A 22,528-nucleotide genomic window follows, 5' to 3' on the forward strand; every position below is an offset into this window, starting at 1 on the left:
GTGGATCCGACGAGACTGGTACTGATCCGCGTTGGGGGCGCACCGAACGGCACCGGCTACCTGATCGGGCCCCAGCTGGTCCTGACGAGCCTTCACGTCGTGCGCGACCCCAGGCAGCGGTTGAGCGTGCGCGTAGGGCATCCGGTCCTGGGCCCGGAGCCGTACCGGCGCGGCGCTCGCGTGTGCTGGCCGACCCCCCGCGACCGCGTTCCCGGTACGGTGGACGTGGCGCTGCTGTGGCTGGACGAGCCGGTCGATGTGGGCGGTTCCGCGCCCGTACGGTGGGGCCGGCCGGCCGGGGCCGCGTTGTTGTCGTACGAGGGCCTGGGCTTCCCGTTGTTCGCCGACGACGGCGGTGAACCGCAGGTGGAGCACCTGCGGGGCGACCTGCCCCCGGCCGGCACCTCCAGGATCGGCGGGGGGTGGGTCCTGGACACCCCGATCTGGCCCGAGCACCGGAGGGGCCGCAACGGCTCGTCGCCGTGGGCGGGGGTTTCGGGTAGCGCGGTCTTCTGCGAGGGACGGCTGGTCGGTGTCGTCACCGAAGCCGACCCGGCACTCGGGCAGCGCCGCCTGCACGCCCAGCCGGTCCACTCCTTGTTCGGGATCCCGCGGTTCGCCGACCTCCTGTCACGGCACGGGGATCGCCGGATCATGCCCGACCTGGAGTCGGTCGAAGCCAGGAAGGGCCCGGTTCAATGGCCGGTCCTGGAGGGCAGGCTTCCGCCCGAGCCCAGTGCTTTCCAACCGCGGACCGCGGTGTGCGAGGTCATCGACGAAGCGCGGGAGAGGTCCGGTACCGTCGTCCTGTCCCAGGTGCTGGCCGGCCAGGGCGGGGTCGGCAAGACCCAGCTCGCGGCGCACTACGCCCGCCGGGCCATCAATGAGGGCACCGACCTGGTGATGTGGGTGGACGCCACGCGGCCTGCCGCTGTGCTGGAGGCGTACGCCCGCACCGCGGTGAAGGTGCGGGTGCCCGGGGTCGGCGGACAGCCGGAGACCGTCGAGCAGGACGCGGCCGCGTTCCTGGCCTGGCTCGCCACCACCGAGAAATCCTGGCTGGTCGTCCTCGACAACATCACCGACCAGGCCCTCGGCGACCTGTGGCCCGCCACCAGCCGCGGCGGGCGCGGACGGGTGATCGCCACCAGTCGGCTGCGGGGGGCCACGGCCAGCGACGCCGGGCGCGCACTCGTGGACGTCGGCGTCTACTCGGCTTCCGAGTCCGCCGCCTACCTGCGTGAGCGCCTCGAAGCCGCCCGTTACTCCCACCTGCTGGATGCCGGGAGCGCCGACCTCGCCGAGGCGCTCGGGCACCTGCCCCTGGCGCTCGCCTACGCGGCCGCCTACATGATCCAGCGGCGGCGCACCAGCAGCCAGTACCTCCAGTCATTCCGTGAGCGCGGCCGGTCCTTGGAGGAGGTCCTACCGGGGCGCGACGGCGTCGACGGCTATCACCTGTCCGTCGCAGTGGCCCTTCTGCTGTCCCTCGACGCCGTTCGGCAGGAGGATCCGCTCACCGTGCACGCGCTGGTCCTGGCCTCGCTCCTCGACCCTGCCGGCCATCCCGAGGCCCTGTGGGCCACCGTGCCGGTTCGGGAGCAGCTCGCCCGCGCCCGTACCGGAGCGGTGGGAGGCGAGCGCGCCGCGGTCGAGGACGGGCGCAGTGCCGTGCTACAGGTGCGGGAGGAGGAAGCGCTCGACGCCCTGGCCGTCCTGCACAACTACAGCCTCCTCGCCCTCACCGAGGAACCGAACCGGCAGGTCACCATCCACGCGCTCACCGCCCGCGCCACCCTCGACACCACCCCCGCCGGCGAGCGCCCGCACTACACGGCCGCCGACGCACTCCTCACCCTGTGGCCTGGGGAGGAGCACGAGGATCGCGACCTTGCCGTCGTCCTGAGGGCCAACACCGAAGCTTTGCAAGGAAGCTCCGGCGAATTTCTCTGGCATCCCGACCCTTCCGACCCCCGGGCCCACCCCCTGCTCTTCCGCTACGGCAACAGCCTCATCGACGCGGGCCCGGTTACGACCGCCACCGCGCACTGGAAGCAACTGGCCATCGACGGCGAGCGCCTTCTCGGCCCCGACCACCCCGACACGCTTCACTCCCGCGCCCACCTCGCTATCGCGTACAGGCAGGCTGGACGTTCCGACGACGCGGTATCCACCGGGGAGCGGACCCTTTCGGATCTCGATCGACTCCTGGGCCCCGACCACCCTCATACCTTGGCCACTCTTGGCAATCTGGCCCTCGCGTACCAAGAGGCCGGACGTCACGATGACGCCGTGGCCGCAGCGGAGCAGGTCCTCGCGGGCTACGAGCGCATTCTGACCCCCGACCATCCCAGCACCCTTACGGCGCTGGGCATCCTGGCGCTCTGCTACCAGCGGGCTGGCCGTACCACCCATGCCATGCCGCTGCTGGAACGAGCAGCGGCCGACAATACGCGGATCCTCGGCCCGGACCACCCCACGGCCCTCGCGGCGCGCGGCAACCTTGCCGTCGCCCGCCAGGAGGCCGGGCGCGCCGCCCACGCCATTGACCTGCTCGAACAGGTGGTGGCCGACTGTCGGCGAATCCTCGGTCCCGACCACCCCAACACTCTCAGCGCCCTCGGCAACCTTGCGCGCACGTACCACGAGGCCGGACTGAACGAGCAGTCCACCGCCGTCAAGGAGCAGCTTCTCGCCGACCTCGTACGACTCTTGGGCCTCGACCACCCCTACAGCCTCACAACCCGGGCTGGCCTCGCCCTCTCGTACTTCCGGGCGGGGAGAACGGATGAAGCCATCCGTCTCGAAGAGGAGCTGGTGGCCGACAGCGCGCGCGTCCTGGGCCCCAACCACCTGGACACCTTCACCGCACGCAGCAACCTGGCCCGGTCCTACCGGCAGGTCGGACGAGGCGACGAAGCCGTCGACCTCCTGACCGCGGTGGCTGCCGACCACGTCAGTGCCCTGGGCCCTGACCATCCCAGGGCTCTGACTGCCCGCACCGATCTCGCAGCCCTGCTCGTACGCATGGGCCGCACGGACGAAGCCGCTTCCCTGCTGGGGCAAGTGCTGGCCCACGCCCCCGACTCGCTCGCCGCGCAAGGCATCCTCGCTTCCTGCCACCGTCACGCTGGAAGGATCGGGGAGGCCCTTGCCTTGTTCGAGCGGCTCGCCACGGACAGCACCCACGCCCTGGGTCCCGATCACCCCGAAACCGTCAGCATGCATGGTGAGCTCGCCATCTGCCATCTGCGCAGCGGGCACATTGCCCAGGCCGTCCTACTGCTGGAACAGGTGGCGGCCGACAATACGCGCGTTCTCGGTGCCGACCACCCCGACACCCTCACCACCCACAGCAACCTTGCCGCCGCCTACCAAGAGGCCGGGCGCATCGCTGAGGCCACCGTCCTGTTGAAACGGGTGGCAGCCGACAGCGCGCGTGTCCTGGGAGCGCACCACCTCGACACCCTTGCGGCACGTAGCAACCTCGCCGCGCTCTACGAGAGCGTCGGACGCACCACCGAGGCCATCGACCTCGGGGAGGAGGCCCTCGCCGACCGTGTACGGTTTCTGGGCTCCGACCACCCCGACACCCTCACCACCCGCGGCAACCTCGCCGGCGCCTACGCGGCCGCCGGTGACCTGGGCCGCGCCGTCGGCCTGTACGAGCGCGTCCTTGCCGACAGCACGCGTGTCCTGGGCCCCGAGCACCCCGATACCCTCACCGTCCGCAGCAACCTCGCCACGACCTACCAACAGGCCGGACGTCTCGACAATGCCGTGGACCTCATGGAAGAAATCTTCGCCGACAAGATACGGCTTCTGGGTCCCGATCACCCCAGCACCCTCACCACCCGTGGCAACCTCGCCGCCGTCTACTACCAAACCGGGGACAATGCAAAGGCCGTCACCATCCAGGAGGAGGTCCTCGCCGACAAAACGCGTGTCCTGGGCCCCGAGCACCCCGATACCCTCACCGTCCGCGGCAACCTGGCCACGACCTACCAACAGGCTGGGCGCATCGCCGAGGCCACCGTCCTGCTGGAACAGGTGGCGGCCGACAGCGCGCGGCTCCTGGGTCCCGACCACCCCAGCACTCTCATGGCCCACAGCAGCCTCGTCAACTGTTATTGGGCCGCAGGGCGCTTAGACGAAGCCGTCATCGTAGAAAATCGGGTCCTTGTCGACAAAGTACGGATCCTGGGCCCGGATCATCCGGACACCCTGGCCTCCCTCAGTAACCTCTCCCTCCTTTGTCACAGCACGGATCGCAACGACGAGGCCATCACTATCGGAGAGCAGGTCCTGGCTGCACGCCGCCGGATCCTGGGCCACGACCACCCGGACACGCTGGTCTCCCACGGAAATCTCGCTGCCTTCTACCGCTTCGCGGGGCGTCTCAAGGAGGCCGTCAGCGTCGGAGAGCAGGTCCTGGCCGCGCGCCGCCGGATCCTGGGCAACCACCACCCCCAGACCCTCACCGCCTTGGGCGGCCTCGGAGTATCCTACCGACTCGTCGGGCGCATCGAGGAGGCCATCACCGTCGGAGAGGAGTCTCTGGCCGCCTGTGACCGGGCCCTGGGCTCCGACCATCCCCAGACCCTCACCGCCCGTCACCACCTCGGCTCCTCGTACCGGCAGGCAGGACGCGCAGACGCGGCCGTCAGGCTGTTGACGTCCGTCGTGGAGGACCGGACCCGCATTCTGGGGGCAGCACACCCGGACACCGCCATGGCACGGGTGGAACTGGCAGCGGTACTGGGCGAACGGGGGCGTCCCCGGAGGCCCTCCGGCACAGACGAAGCCTGACGGCCCACCAACCCACGACGGCACGCCGCCCCGGGCGCCTGACATCCAGGGGCCCGGGGCGCTGCTATCCGCTCGCCGTCCAGCCGGGCACTCGAACGGCACGTCCGGGATGAGCCAGAAGGAAGTTGGCCCTACGTTGACTGCCGGAGGCTACCCGGACGAGAGGTCTGCGTTTTCGTGGCTGGGAAGTCCGAGCTGTGCGCGGATCCAAGGAGGGCCCCCGGCCTGACGATATATAGCCACCGCCAGCGTTCGGCCTGGACTCTCCACCGAGGCCGTTTCCCAGAACTTTCAGTACTTGGGGTCCTTGGCATTCGGCGTGCGGTGGTGACCGCAGGCCGGGCTCACGGTCCGGATCAGCGGCAGGCCGCGGCCGTGCCCCTGCCAGGGGTATGGGCGCCAGCGGGCCGGGCCGTGAGGCCCCCGGGCGGCTGCGGGCCGCCGTCGTGGACCTCGACCGGGCAGCCGCTGGCCAGGAGTTCCACGACCCGCTCGACCGGGGCGCAGGGCGGGCTGTGCTGCACGGCGTTGACGACCGGTTCCGCGGTCACCGAACCCCGGCCCCGGAACGGCCCGCTCCGGGCGGCTGTGTAGCGTTTCTCTGACGGTGGTCACGATCTGGTGATAACGTCGATCGTGTGAGCCCCTTCACCGGTTCCACACCAGCGACCGAACGGTGGCACCACCTCCGGATCACCCGGCAGGACGGCGTCGCCACCGTCACCTTCGACCGCCCCGAGAAGATCAACGCGCTCACCTTCGGCGCCTACGCCGACCTGCGCGATCTGCTCGCCGAACTGTCCCGCGAGCGTTCCGTACGCGCCCTCGTCCTCGGCGGCGAGGGCCGCGGCTTCTGCTCCGGCGGAGACGTCGACGAGATCATCGGCGCCACCCTCGCCATGGACACCGCCCAGCTCCTGGACTTCAACCGGATGACCGGCCAGGTGGTCCGCGCGATCCGCGAGTGCCCCTTCCCCGTGATCGCCGCCGTGCACGGGGTGGCCGCCGGTGCCGGCGCCGTCCTCGCGCTCGCCGCCGACTTCCGCATCGCCGACCCCACCGCACGCTTCGCCTTCCTCTTCACCCGCGTCGGCCTCTCCGGCGGCGACATGGGCGCCGCCTACCTGCTGCCCCGCGTCGTCGGCCTCGGCCACGCCACCCGCCTGCTGATGCTCGGCGAGCCCGTCCACGCCCCCGAGGCCGAACGGATCGGCCTGCTCAGCGAGGTCACCGAGGAGGGCAAGGCCCACGTACGGGCCGCCGAACTCGCCGCCCGCCTCGCCGCCGGCCCCTCCCTCGCATACGCACAGACCAAGGCGCTGCTCACCGCCGAACTCGACATGCCGCTCGCCGCATCGGTCGAGCTCGACGCGGCCACCCAGGCCCTGCTCATGAACGGCCAGGACTACGCGGAGTTCCACGCCGCCTTCACCGGGAAGCGGCCGCCGGAGTGGAAGGGCAGGTAGCGCCATGCCGCACGGCAGCGCATTGCGGGTCGCCGTCGTCGGCGGCGGACCGGGAGGACTGTACGCCGCCGCGCTGCTGGCCCGCCGCGGCCACACCGTGGAGGTGTGGGAACGCAACGCCCCGGACGACACCTTCGGCTTCGGCGTCGTCCTCTCCGACGAGACCCTCGGCGGCATCGAACGCGCCGACACCGTCGTCCACGCCGCCCTCAGCGCCGAATTCGTCCGCTGGGACGACGTCGACATCGTGCACCGCGGAAGACTGCTCACCTCCGGCGGCCACGGCTTCGCCGCCATCGGACGACGCCGGCTCCTGGAGATCCTGCACGAGCGCTGCGCCGGCCTCGGCGTCCGGCTCCGCTTCCGCACCGAGGCCCCGGACCTCACCGAGCTGCGCGCCTCCCACGACCTGGTCGTCGCGGCCGACGGCGTGCACAGCGCGATCCGCGAGGCGGACGCCGCCCACTACCGGCCCACCCTCACCCCCGGCCGCTGCCGCTACATCTGGCTCGCCGCCGACTTCGCCTTCGAGGCCTTCCGCTTCGAGATCGCCGAGACCGAGCACGGCGTCATGCAGCTGCACGCCTACCCGTACGCCGCAGACGCCTCCACCGTCATCGTCGAGATGCGCGAGGAGGTCTGGCGGGCGGCCGGCCTCGACCTCTGCGACGAGGACGAATCGGCGGCCCGCTGCGCCAAGATTTTCAGCGAGGCCCTGCGCGGACGGCCCCTGCACGGCAACCGCTCCGCCTGGACGCGGTTCCGTACCGTCGTCAACGAGCACTGGTCGCACGGCAACGTGGCACTCGTCGGCGACGCCGCGCACACCGCGCACTTCTCCATCGGCTCCGGCACCAAGCTGGCGGTCGAAGACGCCCTCGCCCTCGCCGAGGCCCTGGACGCGACCGACGGGGACGTACCGGCCGCCCTCACCGCGTACGAGGCGGCCCGCCGCCCGGCGGTCGCCAGCACCCAGCGGGCCGCGGCCGCCAGCAGCCGCTGGTTCGAGAACCTCGCCGGATACCTCGACCAGCCCGCCCGGCAGTTCGCCTTCAACCTCCTCACCCGCAGCCGCCGCGTCACCCACGACAACCTGCGGCTGCGCGACGAACGCTTCACCCGCGCCGTGGAACGCGACTTCGGCTGCCCCGACGAGACCACCCCGCCCATGTTCACCCCGCTCACCCTGCGCGGCCTCACCCTGCGCAACCGGGTTGTCGTCTCACCCATGGACATGTACTCGGCCCAGGACGGCATGCCCGGCGACTTCCACCTCGTCCATCTCGGCGCGCGGGCGCTGGGCGGCGCCGCACTGGTCATGACGGAGATGGTCTGCGTCAGCCCCGAAGGGCGCATCACCCCCGGCTGCACCGGCCTCTACACGCAGGAACAGGCCGACGCCTGGCGGCGGATCACCGACTTCGTCCACACCTCGGCGCCCGGTACCGCACTCGGCGTCCAGCTCGGTCACTCCGGCCGCAAGGGCTCGACCCGGCTGATGTGGGAGGGCATGGACGACCCGCTCCCCGAAGGCAACTGGCCGCTGGTGGCCGCCTCCGCCCTGCCCTACCGGCCGGGCGTCTCCGCCCTCCCGCGCGCCCTGGACCCGGCGGACCTCACCGCACTGCGCTCCGACTTCGCGGCGGCCGCCGTCCGCGCCGCCGACAGCGGTTTCGACCTGCTCGAACTGCACTGCGCCCACGGCTACCTGCTCTCCGGCTTCCTCTCGCCGCTGACCAACCACCGCACCGACGCCTACGGCGGCTCCCTGGAGAACCGGCTGCGCTTCCCGCTGGAGGTCTTCGACGCCGTCCGCGCGGTCTGGCCCGAGGACCGCCCCATGACGGTCCGCCTCTCGGCCACCGACTGGGCGCCCGGCGGCACCACACCCGAGGAGGCGGTGGAGATCGCCGCCGCGTTCGCCGCCCACGGCGCGGACGCCATCGACGTCTCCACCGGCCAGGTCGTCGCGGACGAGGCCCCCGAGTACGGGCGCTCGTACCAGACCCCGTACGCCGACCGGATCCGGAGCGCGCTCGGCGTCCCCGTCATCGCCGTCGGGGCCATCTCCTCCTGGGACGACGTCAACTCCCTGCTGCTGGCCGGCCGCGCCGACCTGTGCGCCCTCGGCCGCCCCCACCTCTACGACCCCCACTGGACCCTGCACGCAGCCGCCGACCAGTCCTACGAAGGCCCGGCCGCCCCCTGGCCCGCCCCCTACCGCGCAGGCAGCCGCAAACCCCCCACAGGCCGAGCCTGACCCGGCGGCGAGTACCGGAACGTGATCGCGACCGAGGCCGGTCGGCGATCCACCGGAACGGGAGCCGCAGCGACGGGCCCGACCGTGGGGCCCCTCCGGGAGGTCTCCTCGGCTCGCGCCGGACAGCCGCGGTCCTGCCGTACGGCCCCGGTTGCGCGCTCGTCCTGCGGGGACCTCCCTGCACGCCCCCACTCCCGGTCCGGCCACGCGGCGGCCTTCCGGGCGGGACACCACCGCAGGGGCGGGGACACGGCGGAGTGTCCCCGCAGGACGAGCGCGCAACCAGGCCCGCCTCAGCACGACAAACCCGCACGCGCCGAGCCGAGGAGACACTCCGCCGGGGCACCGCCCCACCACACACCCCCGCCCAGCAGTCCAAACCGCACACACCCGCCGAGCTACCGCACACCCCCGCCCGGCCGGGCCAGCCGCACACACCGCCGGACCACCGCACACCCCCGCCCAGCAGTCCAAACCGCACACACCCGCCGAGCTACCGCACACCACCGCCCGGCCGGGCAAGCCGACCACACCGCCGGACCACCGCACAGCCCCGCCCAGCAGTCCAAACCGCACACTCCGCCGAGCAACCCCGCAGGGGACACGCAGGGGACCCGTTACAGGTCCACGAACTCGGCCCCGGTGTCCCGTAGGCGGGTGTGGAGTTCGGTGAAGACGGCCGCCGCGCGGTCGCCCGGCCAGTCCGCCGGGAGCAGTTCGCGCGGCAGGCCCGGGTCGGCGTACGGCAGGCGGCGCCAGCTGTCCAGCGCCAGGAGGTAGCCGCGGTAGGCCTCCTCCGGGGTGGGCCGCGGGCCCGACTGGAGCGCGCGCAGGGCCGGCTCGTGCAGGTCGAGGAACTCCTCGTGCTGCTTGGCCAGCGCGGCCAGGTCCCACCACCGCGACACCGCCTCCGCGGTCGGGGCGAAGCCCAGGTGTCCGCCGCGGAACAGCTCCACGTACGGCGTCAGGTGCAGCCGCTCCAGCGTGTGCGCCGTCTCCTCGGCCAGCCGGGCCGGGGCGATCCACACGCCCGGCGCCACCGATCCGAAGCCGAGCCCGGCCAGCCGCGAGCGCAGCAGGTGCCTCTTGTGCCGTTCCTGCTCCGGTACGGAGAACACCGCCACCAGCCATTCGTCCGACGGCTCGGGGCTGCCGTAGATGCGGCGGTCGCCGTCGTCCAGGAGCCGGCGCGCCTCGCCGGAGAGCTCGTACGCCGCCGAGCCGTCCGCGGCGCGCGCCGGCAGCAGGAAGCCGCGCCGCTTCAGCCGGGACACCGACGAGCGGACCGACGGCGCGTCGACGCCGGCCGCGCCCAGCAGGCGGACCAGCGCGGACACCGGGACCGGGCCCTCGAAGGCCCGCCCGTAGGCTCCGTAGAACGTGACGATCAGGGATCGCGGAGTGTGCTGCTCGACCACGGTTTCACTCTAGGCCGTCGGGCCCGCCGGGCCCGACGGGCCCCGCTCCGTGATCGCGGAGCCGGAAACGCTGGAGCTTGCCCGTGGCCGTCCGCGGGAGCGCCGGCAGGAAGACGAACGAACGCGGGCACTTGTGCGGGGCCAGTTCCGCCCGCATGAAGGCGCGCAGGGCGTCCTCCGTCAGCACCACCCCCTCCCGGGGGACGGTGTACGCCACGACGATCTGCCCGCGTCGCTCGTCCGGGCGGCCCACCACCGCGGCCTCCATCACGTCCGGGTGGCGCAACAGGGCCTCCTCCACCTCCGGGCCCGCGATGTTGTAGCCCGCCGAGACGATCATGTCGTCGGCCCGGGCGACGTAGCGGAAGTAGCCTTCGCCGTCGCGTACGTAGGTGTCGCCGGTCAGGTTCCAGCCGTCTCGCACGTACTCCGCCTGGCGGGGATCGGCCAGGTAGCGGCAGCCCACCGGGCCGCGCACGGCCAGCAGCCCCGGTTCGCCGTCGGCGACCGCCCGGCCGGCCCGGTCCACGACACGGGCCTCCCAGCCCGGGACCACCCGGCCGGTGGTACCGGGCCGGATGTCCTCGTCGGCGGCGGAGATGAAGATGTGCAGCAGTTCGGTCGCCCCGATGCCGTTGACGATGCGCAGGCCGGTGCGCTCGTACCAGGCCCGCCAGGTCGCGGCGGGCAGGTTCTCCCCGGCCGAGACGCAGCGGCGCAGCGCGGACAGGTCGTACATGCCCACGTCGTACGGGCCGAGGGCGTCCAGCATCGTCCGGTAGGCGGTCGGCGCGGTGAAGAGCACCGTTGCCCGGTGCTGCGCGAGCGCGGGCAGCAGCCGGCGCGGCACCGCGTCCTCCAGCAGCAGCGCGGACGCGCCGGCGCGCAGCGGGAAGACGACGAGCCCGCCCAGGCCGAAGGTGAAGCCGAGGGGCGGACTGCCCGCGAAGACGTCGTCGGGCCGGGGCCGCAGCACGTGGCGGGAGAAGGTGTCGGCGACGGCGAGCAGGTCGCGGTGGAAGTGCATGCAGCCTTTGGGCCGCCCGGTGGTCCCGGAGGTGAAGGCGATCAGGGCGACGTCGTCGGCGGAGGTCGGGACGGCCGCGAAGGGCCGCCCGGCGTGTTTTTCCGCAAGCCGGAGCAGGTCGTCGGGGGTGCCTCCGCCGTACGGGGTGATGCGCAGCCCCGGCACCTCCGCCTTCACCAGGTCGTCCAGCACGTCCGCATGGCACAGGGCGTGCTGCACGCGGGCCATCGCGCACACCGTCGCCAGTTCCTGGGCGCGTTGCTGTGGCAGCACGGTGACGGCCACCGCGCCCGCCTTCATGACGGCGAGCCAGCAGGCGGCGAGCCAGGGGCCGGTGGGGCCGCGCAGGAGCACCCGGTTGCCGGGGACGACGCCGAGGTCGGCGGTGAGTACGTGGGCGAGGCGATCCACGCGGTCGCGCAGACCGCCGTACGTCCACACCGTGCCGGAGCCGTCGCGGAAGGCCGGGCGGCCGGCGCCGTCGGGGCCGAACCGGGCGATGGTGGCGTCGAGCAGCTCGGCACCGCAGTTCAGCCGGTCCGGATAGGCCAGTTCGGGCAGCTCGAAGAGCAGTTCCGGCCAGGCGTCCGCGGGTGGCAGGTGGTCGCGGGCGAAGGTGTCGACGTGAGCGGAAGGCTTGAGGTCCAAGGCGGGTTCGCCCCCCTTGCAGCGGTCCGGAGTGGGGTGGAGCCGGCCGTGCGGTCGTTTCTCCCGGCGACCGCCGGGAGGTACTCACTGGAGCGTATCGTGATGGTGACGGCAGTCAACAGGACGCGATAGATGCGGGGATGTTCGGATGACCGGATTCGCGCTCGGGGTGGACCAGGAGGAGTGGTGCGGGCGGTTGCGCGCACTGGCGGCGCAGCGGCTGAGGCCGCTGGCGGAGAAGGGGGAGCCGGGCAGGGTCAACCGGCCGCTGCTCGCGGCCCTGGGCGAGCTGGGCCTGCTGGAACGGGTGTTCGCATCGGGCGCGCTCGAACTGTGTCTGCTGCGGGAGTCCCTCGCCTACGGGTGCACGGAGGCCGAGACCGCGCTGGCCCTGCAGGGGCTGGGAGCGTACCCGGTCCTGCGGGCGGGGAGCGAGGCGCAGCGGGAGCGGTGGCTGCCGCAGGTGAGGGCCGGGCGGGCGGTGGCCGCCTTCGCGCTGAGCGAGCCGGGGGCGGGCTCGGACGCGGCGGCGCTGGCACTGGCCGCGGACCCCGATCCGGCGGGCGGGGGCGGCTGGCGGCTCAGCGGGGAGAAGTGCTGGATCTCCAACGCACCCGAGGCGGATTTCTACACCGTGTTCGCCCGGACGGGTGAAGGGCCGGGCGCGAAGGGGGTGTCGGCCTTCCTGGTCCCCGCGGACCGCACCGGGCTCACCGGTGAGCCGCTGGACATGCTCTCCCCGCACCCCATCGGCTCGCTCCGCTTCGACGGGGTCCCGGTCGGCCCGCAGGACCTGCTCGGCGAGCCCGGGCGGGGCTTCCGCGTCGCCATGGACACCCTGAACCTCTTCCGGCCCAGCGTCGGCGCGTTCGCGGTGGGCATGGCCCGGGCCGCGCTCGACGCGACACTCGCTCACACGGCCGGGCGGTCCGCGTTCGGCGGCACGCTGAGCGACCTCCAGGCGGTGGCGCACCGGGTGGCCGAGATGGCCACCCGCACGGAGGCGGCCCGGCTGCTGGTATACGCGGCGGCGGGGGCGTACGACCGGGGCGCGACGGACGTGCCGCGGCGGGCGGCGATGGCGAAGCTGCTGGCGACGGAGACCGCGCAGTACGTGGTGGACCACGCGGTCCAGCTGCACGGAGCGGTCGCGCTGCGGCGCGGGCACCTGCTGGAACACCTCTACCGGGAGGTGCGGGCGCCGCGGATCTACGAGGGGGCGAGTGAGGTGCAGCGCACGATCATCGCGAGGGAGCTGTACGGGGCGCTGGGCGCGGCGGCGGGCGCGGTGCCGGTGCCGGAGCCGGAGCCGGAGTCGGGGTCGGGCTCGGGCTCGGGGTCGATGCCGGTGTCGGCGCCCTGCCCGGTCGGGGAGGTGACGGGCCGATGAGCCTCGACCGGATCAACCCGGCGGAGCTGTCCCCGGCGACGGGTTTCTCGCACGCGGTGGTGGCCACGGGCTCGCGGATGGTGTTCCTGGCGGGACAGACCGCGCTGGACGGCGCGGGCAAGGTGGTGGGAGAGACCCTGCCGGAGCAGTTCGAGACGGCCCTGGCGAACCTCCTGTCGGCCCTGGCCGCGGCGGGCGGCGTGCCGGCGGACCTGGCCCGGGTGACGGTCTACGCGGTCGGCGTGGCCGCGTACCGGACGCATGCGGCCGAACTGGGCCGGATCTGGCGGCGGGCGGCGGGCCGCGACTACCCGGCGATGGCCGTCATCGGCGTGGTCCGCCTCTGGGACGACCAGGCCCTGGTGGAACTCGACGGCCTGGCGGTCCTCCCGTAGCCCCGGCCGCTCGTTGCCCTGGCTCCGCTCTCCGCCCTCCGCCCTCCGCCGTCCGCCCTCCGCTCCGGACCCCGCGCCTCGAAGGCCGGCGGGGCGGGGGTACGAGATGCGAGGCGGCGGGGGCTGGTGTGGACTCGGAGGGCCGAGCGGGTCCGGTGACCGGATCCGCGCTGTCGAGTGGAGGAACGTACCGATGTCGCCGAGCAAGCCGAGCATCGTCTTCGCCCATGGCCTGTGGGCCGACGGGTCCTGCTACAGCAAGCTGATCCCGGTCCTGCAGAGCGAGGGCCACGAGGTGGTGTCGGCGCAGAACCCCCTCGACTCGCTCGCCGGGGACGTCGAAGCGGTCCACCACGCGCTCGGCCGGGTCGGCGGACCGACGCTCCTCGTCGGCCACTCCTGGGGCGGCTACGTCATCACCGCGGCCGGCACCGACGAGCGCGTCGCCGGCCTCGTCTACATCGCCGCGCTCGCCCCGGACGCGGGGGAGACCCCACAGGACCTGATCGGCAAGTTCGAGCCTCCGCCGCTCTTCTCCCACCTCGACAACGAGGAGGGCCGCATCTGGATCTCACGTGACGGCATCTCCGACTTCGTCGGTGACCTGCCGGAGGCGGAGCAGCGGGTGGTGTGGGCGACGCAGGGCGCTCCGCGCGCGGAGGTGCTGGGCTCCACGGTCGAGGACCCGGCCTGGAAGTCGAAGCCGAGCTGGTTCCTCGTCACCACGCAGGACCGGGCGGTGAATCCGGACCTCCAGCGGTTCGCCGCCCAGCGCATGGGCGCCACGTCCGTCGAGGTCCCCTCGGCCCACGTCCCGATGCTGTCCCGCCCGGAGGCAGTCCTGGACCTGATCCGCACGGCGGCGGCATCGCTGTAGCCGGTCCCCTGCGGGTCCCCTGCAGGGTTGCTCGGCGGGCGTGTGCGGCTTGCCCGGCTGGGCGGGGGTGTGCGGTGGTCCGGCGGTGTGTGCGGTTTGGTCTGCTGGGCGGGGGTGTGTGGTGGGGCGGTGCCCCGGCGGAGTGTCTCCTCGGCTCGGCGCGTGCGGGTTTGTCGTGCTGAGGCGGGCCTGGTTGCGCGCTCGTCCTGCGGGGACACTCCGCCGTGTCCCCGCCCCTGCGGTGGTGTCCTGCCCGGACGGCCGCTGCCTTGCCGGATCGGGAGTGGGGGCGTGCAGGGAGGTCCCCGCAGGACGAGCGCGCAACCGGGGCCGTATGGCGGGACCGCGGTCGTCTGGCGCGAGCCGAGGAGACCTCCCGGAGGGACCCCACGGTCGGCCCGTCGCTGCGGCTTCCGTTCCGGTGGATCGCCGACCGGCCCGGCCGTCGGCCGCGATCCCGTCCCCGTACTTCGGCCCGCCGGTCTGGCCGTCGGCTGGGATCCCCGCCCGGTGGCTCGGCCCGCCGGTCTGGCCGTCGGCGGGAATCCGGCCCGGCCGGCCGCCGCTCCACCGGCGGCTGTGGTCCGGTTTCTGGGGGCGGCTTACCGCAGGGGGGTCGGGGCGCGGGTCATGGCTGTTACCGGCAGGGGGCCCAGGCGGGCTTCGTGCAGCGTGGTGAAGCCGAAGTGGTGGTACAGGGGGACGTTCGACGGGTCCGCCGTCGTCAGGTAGGTCCCCGTCCCGGCGGGGACAGCCGAGAGGACGTGGTCCAGCAGGGCGCGGCCCACGCCGCGGCCTGTGCGGGCCGGGCTCACCCCGATGAACTCCAGGGTCCAGGCGCCCGTCGGCGCGCAGCCCTCGGTGGTGTCCAGGTAGCGCAGCGTCCGGCCGAGGGCGCGCGGCCCCGGGCGCAGCAGGGTGCGGGCCGCCCAGAGCGCGCGGGCGCCGGCGGTCGGGGTCGCGCCCGGCGGCGTGAGGACGGCTGCTGCCAGGAGGCGGCCGTCGGCGTCCACGAGCGCGGTGCGGCGGGCTCCGGCCAGGCCGGCATGGGTGCGCAGGGTGTTGCGGAACCAGTGGGTGCGTGCGGAGGCCGAGCCGCCGCAGATCCAGGTGACGGCGGGCTCCCGGGCGAACGCGGCGGCCAGCAGGTCGGCGCAGGCGACCCGATCGGGGTCGGTCTCGATCCGCCACGGGGCCTCAGTCATCGCGCCCTGCCGCCAGCGGAGCCTCGGGTACGAGGTGGCAGACGAGCAGCTTGAGGAAGAACAGTGGCGCGAACCAGGCGAGTGCCAGGGGTAGCGGCAGCCAGAAGAAGTTGATCAGGACGGCCGCCATCAGTGCGGCCATCGCCACGGGCCGTCGGAGGTGGACCGGTGCGAACTCCACCGTGACCGCCCCGCCGAGCAGCAGCGCGGCGTTGGCCAGGGTCCATGCCAGGTCGCCGGAGAGGACGAACAGTCCCATAGCGGCGAGGTGGACCAGGTGCGCGGAGACGAACAGCAGCCGGGCGCGCCGGGCCGCGGGGTCGGCCCGGTGGTACCAGCGCTTGGCGGCGTTGGTGGCGTTGGTCAGCACCCCGCCGATCAGGTCGAGTCCGGCCAGGGCCACCACGACGAGTTGGGCGGTGGACCAGTCGCGGGCCACCCCCGAGTGCCACACCCCGGCGGCCAGCAGCGCCGCGCAGCCGAGGAGGCCGACGTTTTCCACCACGGACTCGGAACGGGACTTGCCCGGGCCCATGAACCGTTCCAGACGGCCGGCGAGGCCGGGTGGGGTGGCCGGTATGTCCCAGGAGATCCGCAGGTCAGTGCGCATCGTTCGGCTCCTGTCCGGCGGCCGGCGCGCCCCACAGGCCGCGCAGCAGGGTCCACAGCTGCGCCCCCGGATCGCCCGTGCCGGGGGCGGTCGTCAGGAGGGCCAGGGCCCAGGTGTCGGCGGCACGGACGACCGCCGCGGTCGCGGACACCATCAGTGCGTGGTCCACGTCGTCGCGGATCAGCCCGATCCGCCGGCCGTCGGTGACCAGGGCGCCGAACCAGCCGAGCCACGGCCCGCCGGGGGTACGGCCGATGGCGGCGTCGGCGAGGGCCAGGTCCTCGGGGTGGCCGCCCAGATGGGTGGCGAGGGCGGCGGAGCCGGCGGCGAACCGGGCGCCGAAGTCGTCGGCGTCGCGGGCCGGCTCCCAGGGCCCGAGGGCGTCGAGCAGCCGGCCCTGGACTCCGTCGAGGACGGCGGTGAGCAGGTCCTCCCGGCCGTCGAAGTAGTGGTAGGCGGCGGTCTTGGAGACCCCCGCCGCCTCGATGATCTTGTTGTAGGAGGCGCCCTCGGCGCCGTGTTCGGCGAAGTGCCGGCGCGCGACTCCCAGGATGTGATCCCGGCGTTCGGCGGGCAGCCGGTCGAAACGGGGAAGAGGCATGGACCTATCGTACGCACCAGCGGGGTGTACCGCTAGTACACCCCGCTGGTCCCATCAGTGGCCTGCCTCCAGGAGGCGGCCCATCCAGTCCTCGATCCCCGCGACCGTCCGCGGCAGTGCGCCCGACATCAGGCGGGCGCCGTCCGCCGTGATGACCAGGTCGTCCTCGATGCGGACGCCGATGCCGCGCAGTTCGGCCGGGAGGGTCTCGTCGTCGGGCTGGAGGTACAGACCGGGCTCCACCGTCAGGACCTGGCCCTCCTCCAGGACCCCGTCCAGGTAGGTCTCCGCCCGCGCCTTCGCGCAGTCGTGCACGTCGAGCCCCAGCATGTGCCCGCTGCTGCACAGCGTGTACCGGCGGTGCAGGTCGCCCTCCGCGTCCTTCAGGACGCCCCACTCGGCCAGGCCCTCCGCGATCACCCGCATACCGGCACGGTGGAAGTCCCCGAAGCTCGCTCCGGGACGCAGGGCCGCGATGCCCGCCTCCTGGGCGGCCAGGACCAGTTCGTACACCTGCCGCTGGACGGGCGAGAAGCGGCCCGACAGCGGGAGGGTGCGGGTGATGTCCGCGGTGTAGAGGGTGTCCGTCTCCACGCCCGCGTCCAGGAGGAGCAGTTCGTCGCCGTTCAGCCGGCCGTCGTTGCGGATCCAGTGCAGGGTGCAGGCGTGGGCGCCCGACGCGGCGATCGTCTCGTAGCCGGTGCCGTTCCCCTCGGCCCGGGCGCGCAGGCCGAAGACGCCCTCGATCCAGCGCTCCCCGCGCGGGTGCGCCAGGGCGCGCGGCAGGGCCCGTACGACGTCCTCGAAGCCCGCGGTCGTGTGGTCGACGGCCAGCTGGAGCTGCTCGACCTCCCAGGCGTCCTTCACCAGGCGCAGCTCGGAGAGGGCCGCGGAGAGTTCCGCGTCGGCGGCGGCGTCGCGGCCCGCCGGGGAGCCGAGGGTGTCCAGGTGGGCGCAGCGGATGCCGGTGAGGCGCTCCGCCTCCGCCAGGTCCGGGCGGCGGCCCACCCAGAACTCTCCGTAGCGGCGGTCCCGGTAGAACTCCCCGTCCCCGTCCGCGCGCGGCGAGCGGGGCCTCAGGTACAGCACGGCCTCGTGCGCGTGCGGGCCCGACGGCTCCAGGACCAGGACATGGCCGGCCTGGTCCTCGCCGGTGAGGCCGGTCAGCCAGGCGTACGCGCTGTGCGGGCGGAACCGGTGGTCGCAGTCGTTGGAACGGACCTTCAGCTCGCCGGCCGGGATGATCAGCCGCTCGCCCGGGAAGCGGGCCGAGAGCCGTGCCCGGCGGGCCGGGGTGACGTCGTGGGCCGCGACCCGTGCGGAGGCGGGCAGCGGGGAGGCGGCCCAGCCACCCGCCATGAACCGGGACAACTCCGGTGACACCGGACGGTCGTGACTGCCCGTGTTGAGGCGGGCGGGGGTGTCGGTCACGGGGGGCTCCTTCACGGGAGGACACGAAAGAACGCGAACTGATGGGTGCACAGGTCTTGTCAGTGCAATTTCACATTACTATGTTACAGCTCACACCGCGGCACGTTAATCCCCGTCAAACGCCGCGTGACGCAGGGCAGTTCACGCACCACCCCCCACCTCACACTCTCCGAACAGGAGTTCTCGGTGCTCAAGCACAGAGCTGTGCGCTCTTCCCTCCTCGCCTCCGCCGTAGCGGTGACCCTTCTCGCCACCGCGGCACAGGGCACCACGCAGGCCGCCGAGTCCGCGGCCCCCGCCGCGTTCACCGGCGCCCCGGCCGCCGCCCCCGCCACCGCGGCCCACGGCCCGACAGGGAACCCGTTCGACGAGGTCGACCGCTTCGCCGACGCGAAGGACAGTGCCCCGGCGCCCGCCCCGGCCCCGGGCGGCCTGAACATCTCCGGCCAGGTCCCCGGCGCGGCCCCGGCCAGTGCGCCCGCCCAGGACCTGGAGAAGCGGGGCAGGGCGGCCAAGTCGGCCCCCACCGCGAAGAGCGTCGCCGCGGGCGTCCCCTGCACCCTCGACGGGATCACGAGGCTCACCCCCGAGCAGTTCGCGGACTTCCTCGCCGACCAGGCCGTACTGGCCGACGGCTGCCTGCGCGGTCTGATCTGGACCTGGGACGCCCGGCTGGCCCCCGTGATGTCGGACGCGCACGTCCAGGCCGTGTCCCGCCGGATATCCGCCCTGGCCGCGGCCCACGACGGCCGCAACTCCTCGCACCTGGAGGAGATGTTCACGTACCTGCACGCCGTCGCCTACCACGACTTCTCACGCGACGAGATCGACGTCACCGACGCCCCGACCACCGCAGCGATACGCAAGGCCATCGACGACTACGGCAACGCCGCCCGGACCTTCGACGTCACCCCCACCAACGCCCGCACCCTGCGCGAGGCCCTCTACGCCGCCGGTCCCGGCCTGCGCCAGCACCAGCTCGGCCTGGTGAAGAAGGTCCTGGCCACCATGGACCAGGCCCACCCGGCCACCCACCTCGACCCCGCCTGGGCGGGCGCCGTGCTCGCCGCGCTCTCCACCAACTACCTCGGCGTCTACCCGGGCAACCAGGACACCGCCTTCCACGCCGCCGTGGCCGCGGACCCCGCCTACCGCGCCGCCTTCAAGGCCTTCGCCGGCTACACGCACCTCAAGGGCACGGCCAACGCCTGGGTGGTGCGCGACGCGCTCAGCGAGTACGCCCGCTTCGGCCAGGTCCAGGGCCTGCGCGACCAGGTCGTCGCCGACCTCGGCGCGATGCTCGGCCCCGTCCGGGCCGGTTTCGGCGACGGCAGCGAGCCGTGGGCCAAGGTCGTCTCCTGGCTCAACTTCTACGAGGCCTGCAAGCCGTACGGGGTGTGCAAGGAGGACATCGAGAAGCAGATCTTCCCCTACACCTACACCTACGACAACGGCGCCATCAAGGTCCGTACCGGCCTCGACCGCGCCACCGTCGACCAGCTCTACTACGCGAGCAAGCAGGTCAAGGCCCAGTACCACCGCGTCCTCGGGACCGACCGGCCGCTCGCCGGCGACCCGAACGACACGCTGAACATCGTGCTCTACGGCTCCCGCGCCGACTATGTGAACTACCACCCCATCCTGACCGGCTACGACACCAACAACGGCGGCATCTACATCGAGAACGGCGCCACCTTCTACACCTACCAGCGCCGCGTCCCGCAGGACTCCTCCCTCACCCTCGAGGAGCTCTTCCGCCACGAGTACACGCACTACCTCAACGGCCGCTTCGCCGTCCCCGGCTTCTTCGGCCAGGGCCCCTGGTACGAGGGCGACCGCACCACCGCCATGGACGAGGGCACGGCCGAGTTCTTCGACGGCGCGACCCGCGACAACGGCATAGCCGTCCGCAAGTCCCTCGTGAAGAGCATCATCAGCGACACGGCCGGCGGCGGCCCGCGCATGACCGTCGAGCAGCTGCTGAACGCCACCTACGACGGCGACGGATTCCGCTTCTACAGCTACGCCGGCACCTTCTTCGAGTTCCTGTGGACCGAGAAGCCCACCCTGCTGCGCGAGATGTACACCCACCTGCGGGCCAACGATGTCGCGGCCTACGACGCCTGGCGCAACCGGCTGGGCTCCGACACCTACCTCCAGCGCGACTACGACCGTTTCCTGGACGCGCAGATCGCCAAGGTCGACCAGCTCTTCGTGCCGAACACCGCCTTCACCCCCAACGACCAGCTGCGCGACTCGGCGCTCGCCTCGGTGAAGTCGGCCTTCGCCGCCGCCACCTACAACACCCCGGACTGCGTGGAGAACGGCGACCCCGGCAAGCGCCGCTTCACCTGTACGGGCCGGATCACCGCGAACCTGAAGAACTGGCGCAACGACGACCAGAACTTCAAGGACATGTCGGAGACGGTCGACTACTTCATCCTCGACCGGGCGGGCGTCGCCTCCAACAACCTCGCCGACATGAACTGCTCCTTCGGTCCGCTGGAGATCTGGAGCAACAAGGTCGCGGCGACCTCGGGTTACAGCTGTGAAGGGCCGCTGCGCAGCTGACGGGCTCCGGACCGGTCCCGCGCCCGAGGAGGAGCGCGGGGCCGGTCTGGGCAGGCACTAAAGAATGTGACATATTACTGCCGTGCTCAAGAGACACTCCCTGGACGCCGTGATCATCGGCGCCGGCGTCGTCGGAGCGGCCTGCGCCTACTACGCGGCCCGCGCCGGACTCTCCGTGGCCGTGGTGGACCGCGGCGCCGTCGCGGGCGGCACCACCGGCGCCGGCGAAGGCAACCTGCTCGTCTCCGACAAGGAGGCGGGCCCCGAGCTCGACCTCGCCCTGCTCTCCACCCGACTGTGGACCGAACTGGCCGAAGTCCTCCCGCCGGAGATCGAGTACGAGCCCAAGGGCGGGCTCGTCGTCGCCCCGGACGAGGCCACCGTGAAGGCCCTGCACGCCTTCGCCGAGGGACAGCGCGCCGCCGGGGTCGACGCGGTCGAGGTGCCGGCGCACGCCCTGCACGACCTGGAGCCGCACCTGGCCCCGGGCCTCGCGGGGGGATTCCACTACCCGCAGGACGCCCAGGTCCAGCCGGCCCAGGCGGCCGCCCGGCTGCTCGCCGCCTCGGGCGCGGAGACCTACCTCGGCGAGGAGGTGACGGAGGTGCTGCGGGACCGGGGCGCCGTACGGGGGATCCGCACCCCGCGCCGCGAACTCCTGGCCCCCGCCGTGGTGAACGCGGCCGGTACCTGGGGCGGTCACATCGCCCGGCTGGCCGGTACCGAGCTGCCCGTCCTGCCGCGCCGCGGCTTCGTCCTGGTCACCGAACCCCTGCCGAGCGTGGTCCGGCACAAGGTCTACGCCGCCGACTACATCGCGGACGTGGCCAGTGGCTCCGCCGCCCTGCAGTCCTCGGCCGTGGTCGAGGGCACCCCCGCCGGACCGGTCCTGATCGGCGCCACCCGCGAGCGGGTCGGCTTCGACCGGAGCCTGTCGACGGAGGCCCTGCGCCGGCTGGCCTCCCAGGCCGCGGCCCTCTTCCCCGTACTGGGGGGCGTACGGGTCCTGCGCACCTACCACGGCTTCCGCCCCTACCTGCCCGACCATCTCCCGGCCATCGGCCCGGACCCGCGCCGCCCCGGACTGCTGCACGCCTGCGGCCACGAGGGCGCGGGCATCGGCCTGGCCCCCGCAACGGGCCTGCTGATCGCCGCCGCCCTGACCGGAGCGGCCCCGGCGCTCCCGCTGCACCCCTTCCGCCCGGACCGCTTCGGCGCCGGGCCGGCGGGCCCCGAAGGCGGGCCGGCATGAGGCCCGGGCCCGCCCGGCGCGCCGCCCGGCCTGCACGCCATCGCCCGCGGTGCGGAGCAACCCACCCGAGGAGGAGCAACTGATGCGCAGCCCCCGCGCCCTGGTGGGCGGCAGCCCGCAAGCCCGCTTCACGGTCGACTTCGACGGCCGGGAACTGCCCGCCCTGGAGGGCCAGAGCATCGCCGCCGCGCTCTGGGCCGCCGGGATCCTCGCCTGGCGGACCACCCGCGAGGGCGGCGCGCCGCGCGGTGCGTTCTGCGGGATCGGCAGCTGCTACGACTGCCTCGTCACCGTCAACGGCCTGCCGAACCAGCGCGCCTGCCTGGTCCCGGCCCGGCCGGGGGACGCCGTCACCACCCAGGAGGGAACCGGCCGTGCCGACCTCGCCGTCTGACCCGGCTGACGCCGCCGCCCCGGCGGTGTCAGGCGTACCGGCTGCGCCGCTTGCCCACGGCGCCCCGGCCGTACCCGCCGTGCGGGGCCGGGGTGCAGAGCCGGACCGCCCCTCCGGGCGGTCCGGCTTCGCCGACCCGGCCGGGCAGTCCGCTGCCGCCGACCCGGCCGAGCC

The 22,528-nt window shown here is 73.2% G+C and carries 16 protein-coding genes; 9 read left to right on the forward strand and 7 right to left on the reverse strand.

The features are described 5' to 3' along the window. A complete protein-coding gene (locus tag NRK68_RS26360; protein ID WP_183068347.1) occupies nt 1-4,809 on the forward strand; it encodes a tetratricopeptide repeat protein in 4,809 nt (1,602 codons plus the stop codon). 356 nt (nt 4,810-5,165) lie between these two features. Here the strand turns inward: NRK68_RS26360 and NRK68_RS26365 are convergent, their stop codons facing one another. Continuing rightward, nucleotides 5,166-5,360, reverse strand: a complete 195-nt coding sequence (locus NRK68_RS26365; RefSeq protein WP_373023689.1) for an ATP-binding protein — start codon at nt 5,358-5,360, stop codon at nt 5,166-5,168. 87 nt (nt 5,361-5,447) lie between these two features. On the opposite strand from NRK68_RS26365, the gene NRK68_RS26370 reads away from it, so the two are divergent. Next, on the forward strand, nt 5,448-6,275 hold the full coding sequence (locus NRK68_RS26370) for an enoyl-CoA hydratase family protein (protein ID WP_183068349.1): 828 nt from the start codon (nt 5,448-5,450) through the stop codon (nt 6,273-6,275). A 4-nt stretch (nt 6,276-6,279) separates the two neighbouring features. Continuing rightward, nucleotides 6,280-8,535: a bifunctional salicylyl-CoA 5-hydroxylase/oxidoreductase gene (locus NRK68_RS26375; RefSeq protein ID WP_183068350.1), complete on the forward strand. Its 2,256-nt coding sequence runs from the start codon at nt 6,280-6,282 to the stop codon at nt 8,533-8,535. A 617-nt stretch (nt 8,536-9,152) separates the two neighbouring features. Here the strand turns inward: NRK68_RS26375 and NRK68_RS26380 are convergent. Both NRK68_RS26380 and NRK68_RS26385 read right to left on the reverse strand, forming a co-directional pair. Next, the gene (locus tag NRK68_RS26380) at nt 9,153-9,953 is read right to left on the reverse strand and encodes a PaaX family transcriptional regulator (RefSeq protein WP_046779562.1); all 801 of its coding nucleotides are present in this window, start codon (nt 9,951-9,953) and stop codon (nt 9,153-9,155) included. 4 nt (nt 9,954-9,957) lie between these two features. Continuing rightward, nucleotides 9,958-11,628 (reverse strand): AMP-binding protein, encoded by a 1,671-nt coding sequence (locus tag NRK68_RS26385; protein WP_257856938.1) that lies wholly within the window; start codon nt 11,626-11,628, stop codon nt 9,958-9,960. 148 nt (nt 11,629-11,776) lie between these two features. Here NRK68_RS26385 and NRK68_RS26390 point away from each other — a divergent pair, with 148 nt between their 5' ends. The 3 genes from NRK68_RS26390 to NRK68_RS26400 all read left to right on the forward strand — a co-directional run bounded on the left by NRK68_RS26390 (nt 11,777) and on the right by NRK68_RS26400 (nt 14,290). Beyond that, the gene (locus NRK68_RS26390) at nt 11,777-13,018 is read left to right on the forward strand and encodes an acyl-CoA dehydrogenase family protein (protein WP_257856939.1); all 1,242 of its coding nucleotides are present in this window, start codon (nt 11,777-11,779) and stop codon (nt 13,016-13,018) included. Further along, nucleotides 13,015-13,413 (forward strand): RidA family protein, encoded by a 399-nt coding sequence (locus tag NRK68_RS26395; RefSeq protein ID WP_257856940.1) that lies wholly within the window; start codon nt 13,015-13,017, stop codon nt 13,411-13,413. Before NRK68_RS26390 ends, NRK68_RS26395 begins: the two co-directional genes overlap by 4 nt. Nucleotides 13,414-13,606: 193 nt before the next feature. Then, entirely contained in the window at nt 13,607-14,290 is a 684-nt protein-coding gene (locus tag NRK68_RS26400) for an alpha/beta fold hydrolase (protein ID WP_183069837.1), read from the forward strand. Between the two features lie 602 nt (nt 14,291-14,892). Here NRK68_RS26400 and NRK68_RS26405 read toward each other — a convergent pair. Genes NRK68_RS26405 through NRK68_RS26420 form a run of 4 tightly spaced genes read right to left on the reverse strand, consistent with a single transcriptional unit; the run spans nt 14,893 to nt 18,137 of the window. Next, a complete protein-coding gene (locus NRK68_RS26405; RefSeq protein WP_257856941.1) occupies nt 14,893-15,495 on the reverse strand; it encodes a GNAT family N-acetyltransferase in 603 nt (200 codons plus the stop codon). Then, complete coding sequence (locus tag NRK68_RS26410) at nt 15,488-16,105, reverse strand: hypothetical protein (RefSeq protein WP_257856942.1); 618 nt, start codon at nt 16,103-16,105, stop codon at nt 15,488-15,490. The genes NRK68_RS26405 and NRK68_RS26410 overlap by 8 nt, the downstream gene beginning before the upstream one ends. Further along, nucleotides 16,095-16,706: a TetR/AcrR family transcriptional regulator gene (locus NRK68_RS26415; protein WP_257856943.1), complete on the reverse strand. Its 612-nt coding sequence runs from the start codon at nt 16,704-16,706 to the stop codon at nt 16,095-16,097. The genes NRK68_RS26410 and NRK68_RS26415 overlap by 11 nt, the downstream gene beginning before the upstream one ends. Before the next feature lie 54 nt (nt 16,707-16,760). Next, complete coding sequence (locus tag NRK68_RS26420) at nt 16,761-18,137, reverse strand: aminopeptidase P family protein (RefSeq protein ID WP_183068372.1); 1,377 nt, start codon at nt 18,135-18,137, stop codon at nt 16,761-16,763. A gap of 186 nt (nt 18,138-18,323) precedes the next feature. On the opposite strand from NRK68_RS26420, the gene NRK68_RS26425 reads away from it, so the two are divergent. The 3 genes from NRK68_RS26425 to NRK68_RS26435 all read left to right on the forward strand — a co-directional run bounded on the left by NRK68_RS26425 (nt 18,324) and on the right by NRK68_RS26435 (nt 22,354). Next, nucleotides 18,324-20,708 carry a collagenase gene (locus tag NRK68_RS26425; protein WP_257856945.1) on the forward strand — a complete coding sequence of 795 codons (2,385 nt, stop codon included), beginning with the start codon at nt 18,324-18,326 and terminating at the stop codon, nt 20,706-20,708. 82 nt (nt 20,709-20,790) lie between these two features. Next, nucleotides 20,791-21,960, forward strand: a complete 1,170-nt coding sequence (locus NRK68_RS26430; RefSeq protein WP_183068374.1) for an NAD(P)/FAD-dependent oxidoreductase — start codon at nt 20,791-20,793, stop codon at nt 21,958-21,960. A gap of 82 nt (nt 21,961-22,042) precedes the next feature. Next, nucleotides 22,043-22,354, forward strand: coding sequence for a (2Fe-2S)-binding protein (locus tag NRK68_RS26435; RefSeq protein WP_183068375.1), 312 nt, complete (start codon nt 22,043-22,045; stop codon nt 22,352-22,354). Nucleotides 22,355-22,528: the final 174 nt, after the last annotated feature.

The sequence above is a fragment of the Streptomyces yangpuensis genome (genome assembly GCF_024666385.1).
Classification (GTDB): Bacteria; Actinomycetota; Actinomycetes; order Streptomycetales; family Streptomycetaceae; genus Streptomyces; species Streptomyces yangpuensis.

Bases quoted from the DNA above. Each gene is read 5' to 3' on its own strand.
- NRK68_RS26395 (WP_257856940.1), top strand. From the start codon at position 13,015: ATGAGCCTCGACCGGATCAACCCGGCGGAGCTGTCCCCGGCGACGGGT.
- NRK68_RS26390 (WP_257856939.1), top strand. From the start codon at position 11,777: ATGACCGGATTCGCGCTCGGGGTGGACCAGGAGGAGTGGTGCGGGCGG.
- NRK68_RS26405 (WP_257856941.1), bottom strand. From the start codon at position 15,495: ATGACTGAGGCCCCGTGGCGGATCGAGACCGACCCCGATCGGGTCGCC.
- NRK68_RS26415 (WP_257856943.1), bottom strand. From the start codon at position 16,706: ATGCCTCTTCCCCGTTTCGACCGGCTGCCCGCCGAACGCCGGGATCAC.
- NRK68_RS26400 (WP_183069837.1), top strand. From the start codon at position 13,607: ATGTCGCCGAGCAAGCCGAGCATCGTCTTCGCCCATGGCCTGTGGGCC.
- NRK68_RS26435 (WP_183068375.1), top strand. From the start codon at position 22,043: ATGCGCAGCCCCCGCGCCCTGGTGGGCGGCAGCCCGCAAGCCCGCTTC.
- NRK68_RS26410 (WP_257856942.1), bottom strand. From the start codon at position 16,105: ATGCGCACTGACCTGCGGATCTCCTGGGACATACCGGCCACCCCACCC.
- NRK68_RS26375 (WP_183068350.1), top strand. From the start codon at position 6,280: ATGCCGCACGGCAGCGCATTGCGGGTCGCCGTCGTCGGCGGCGGACCG.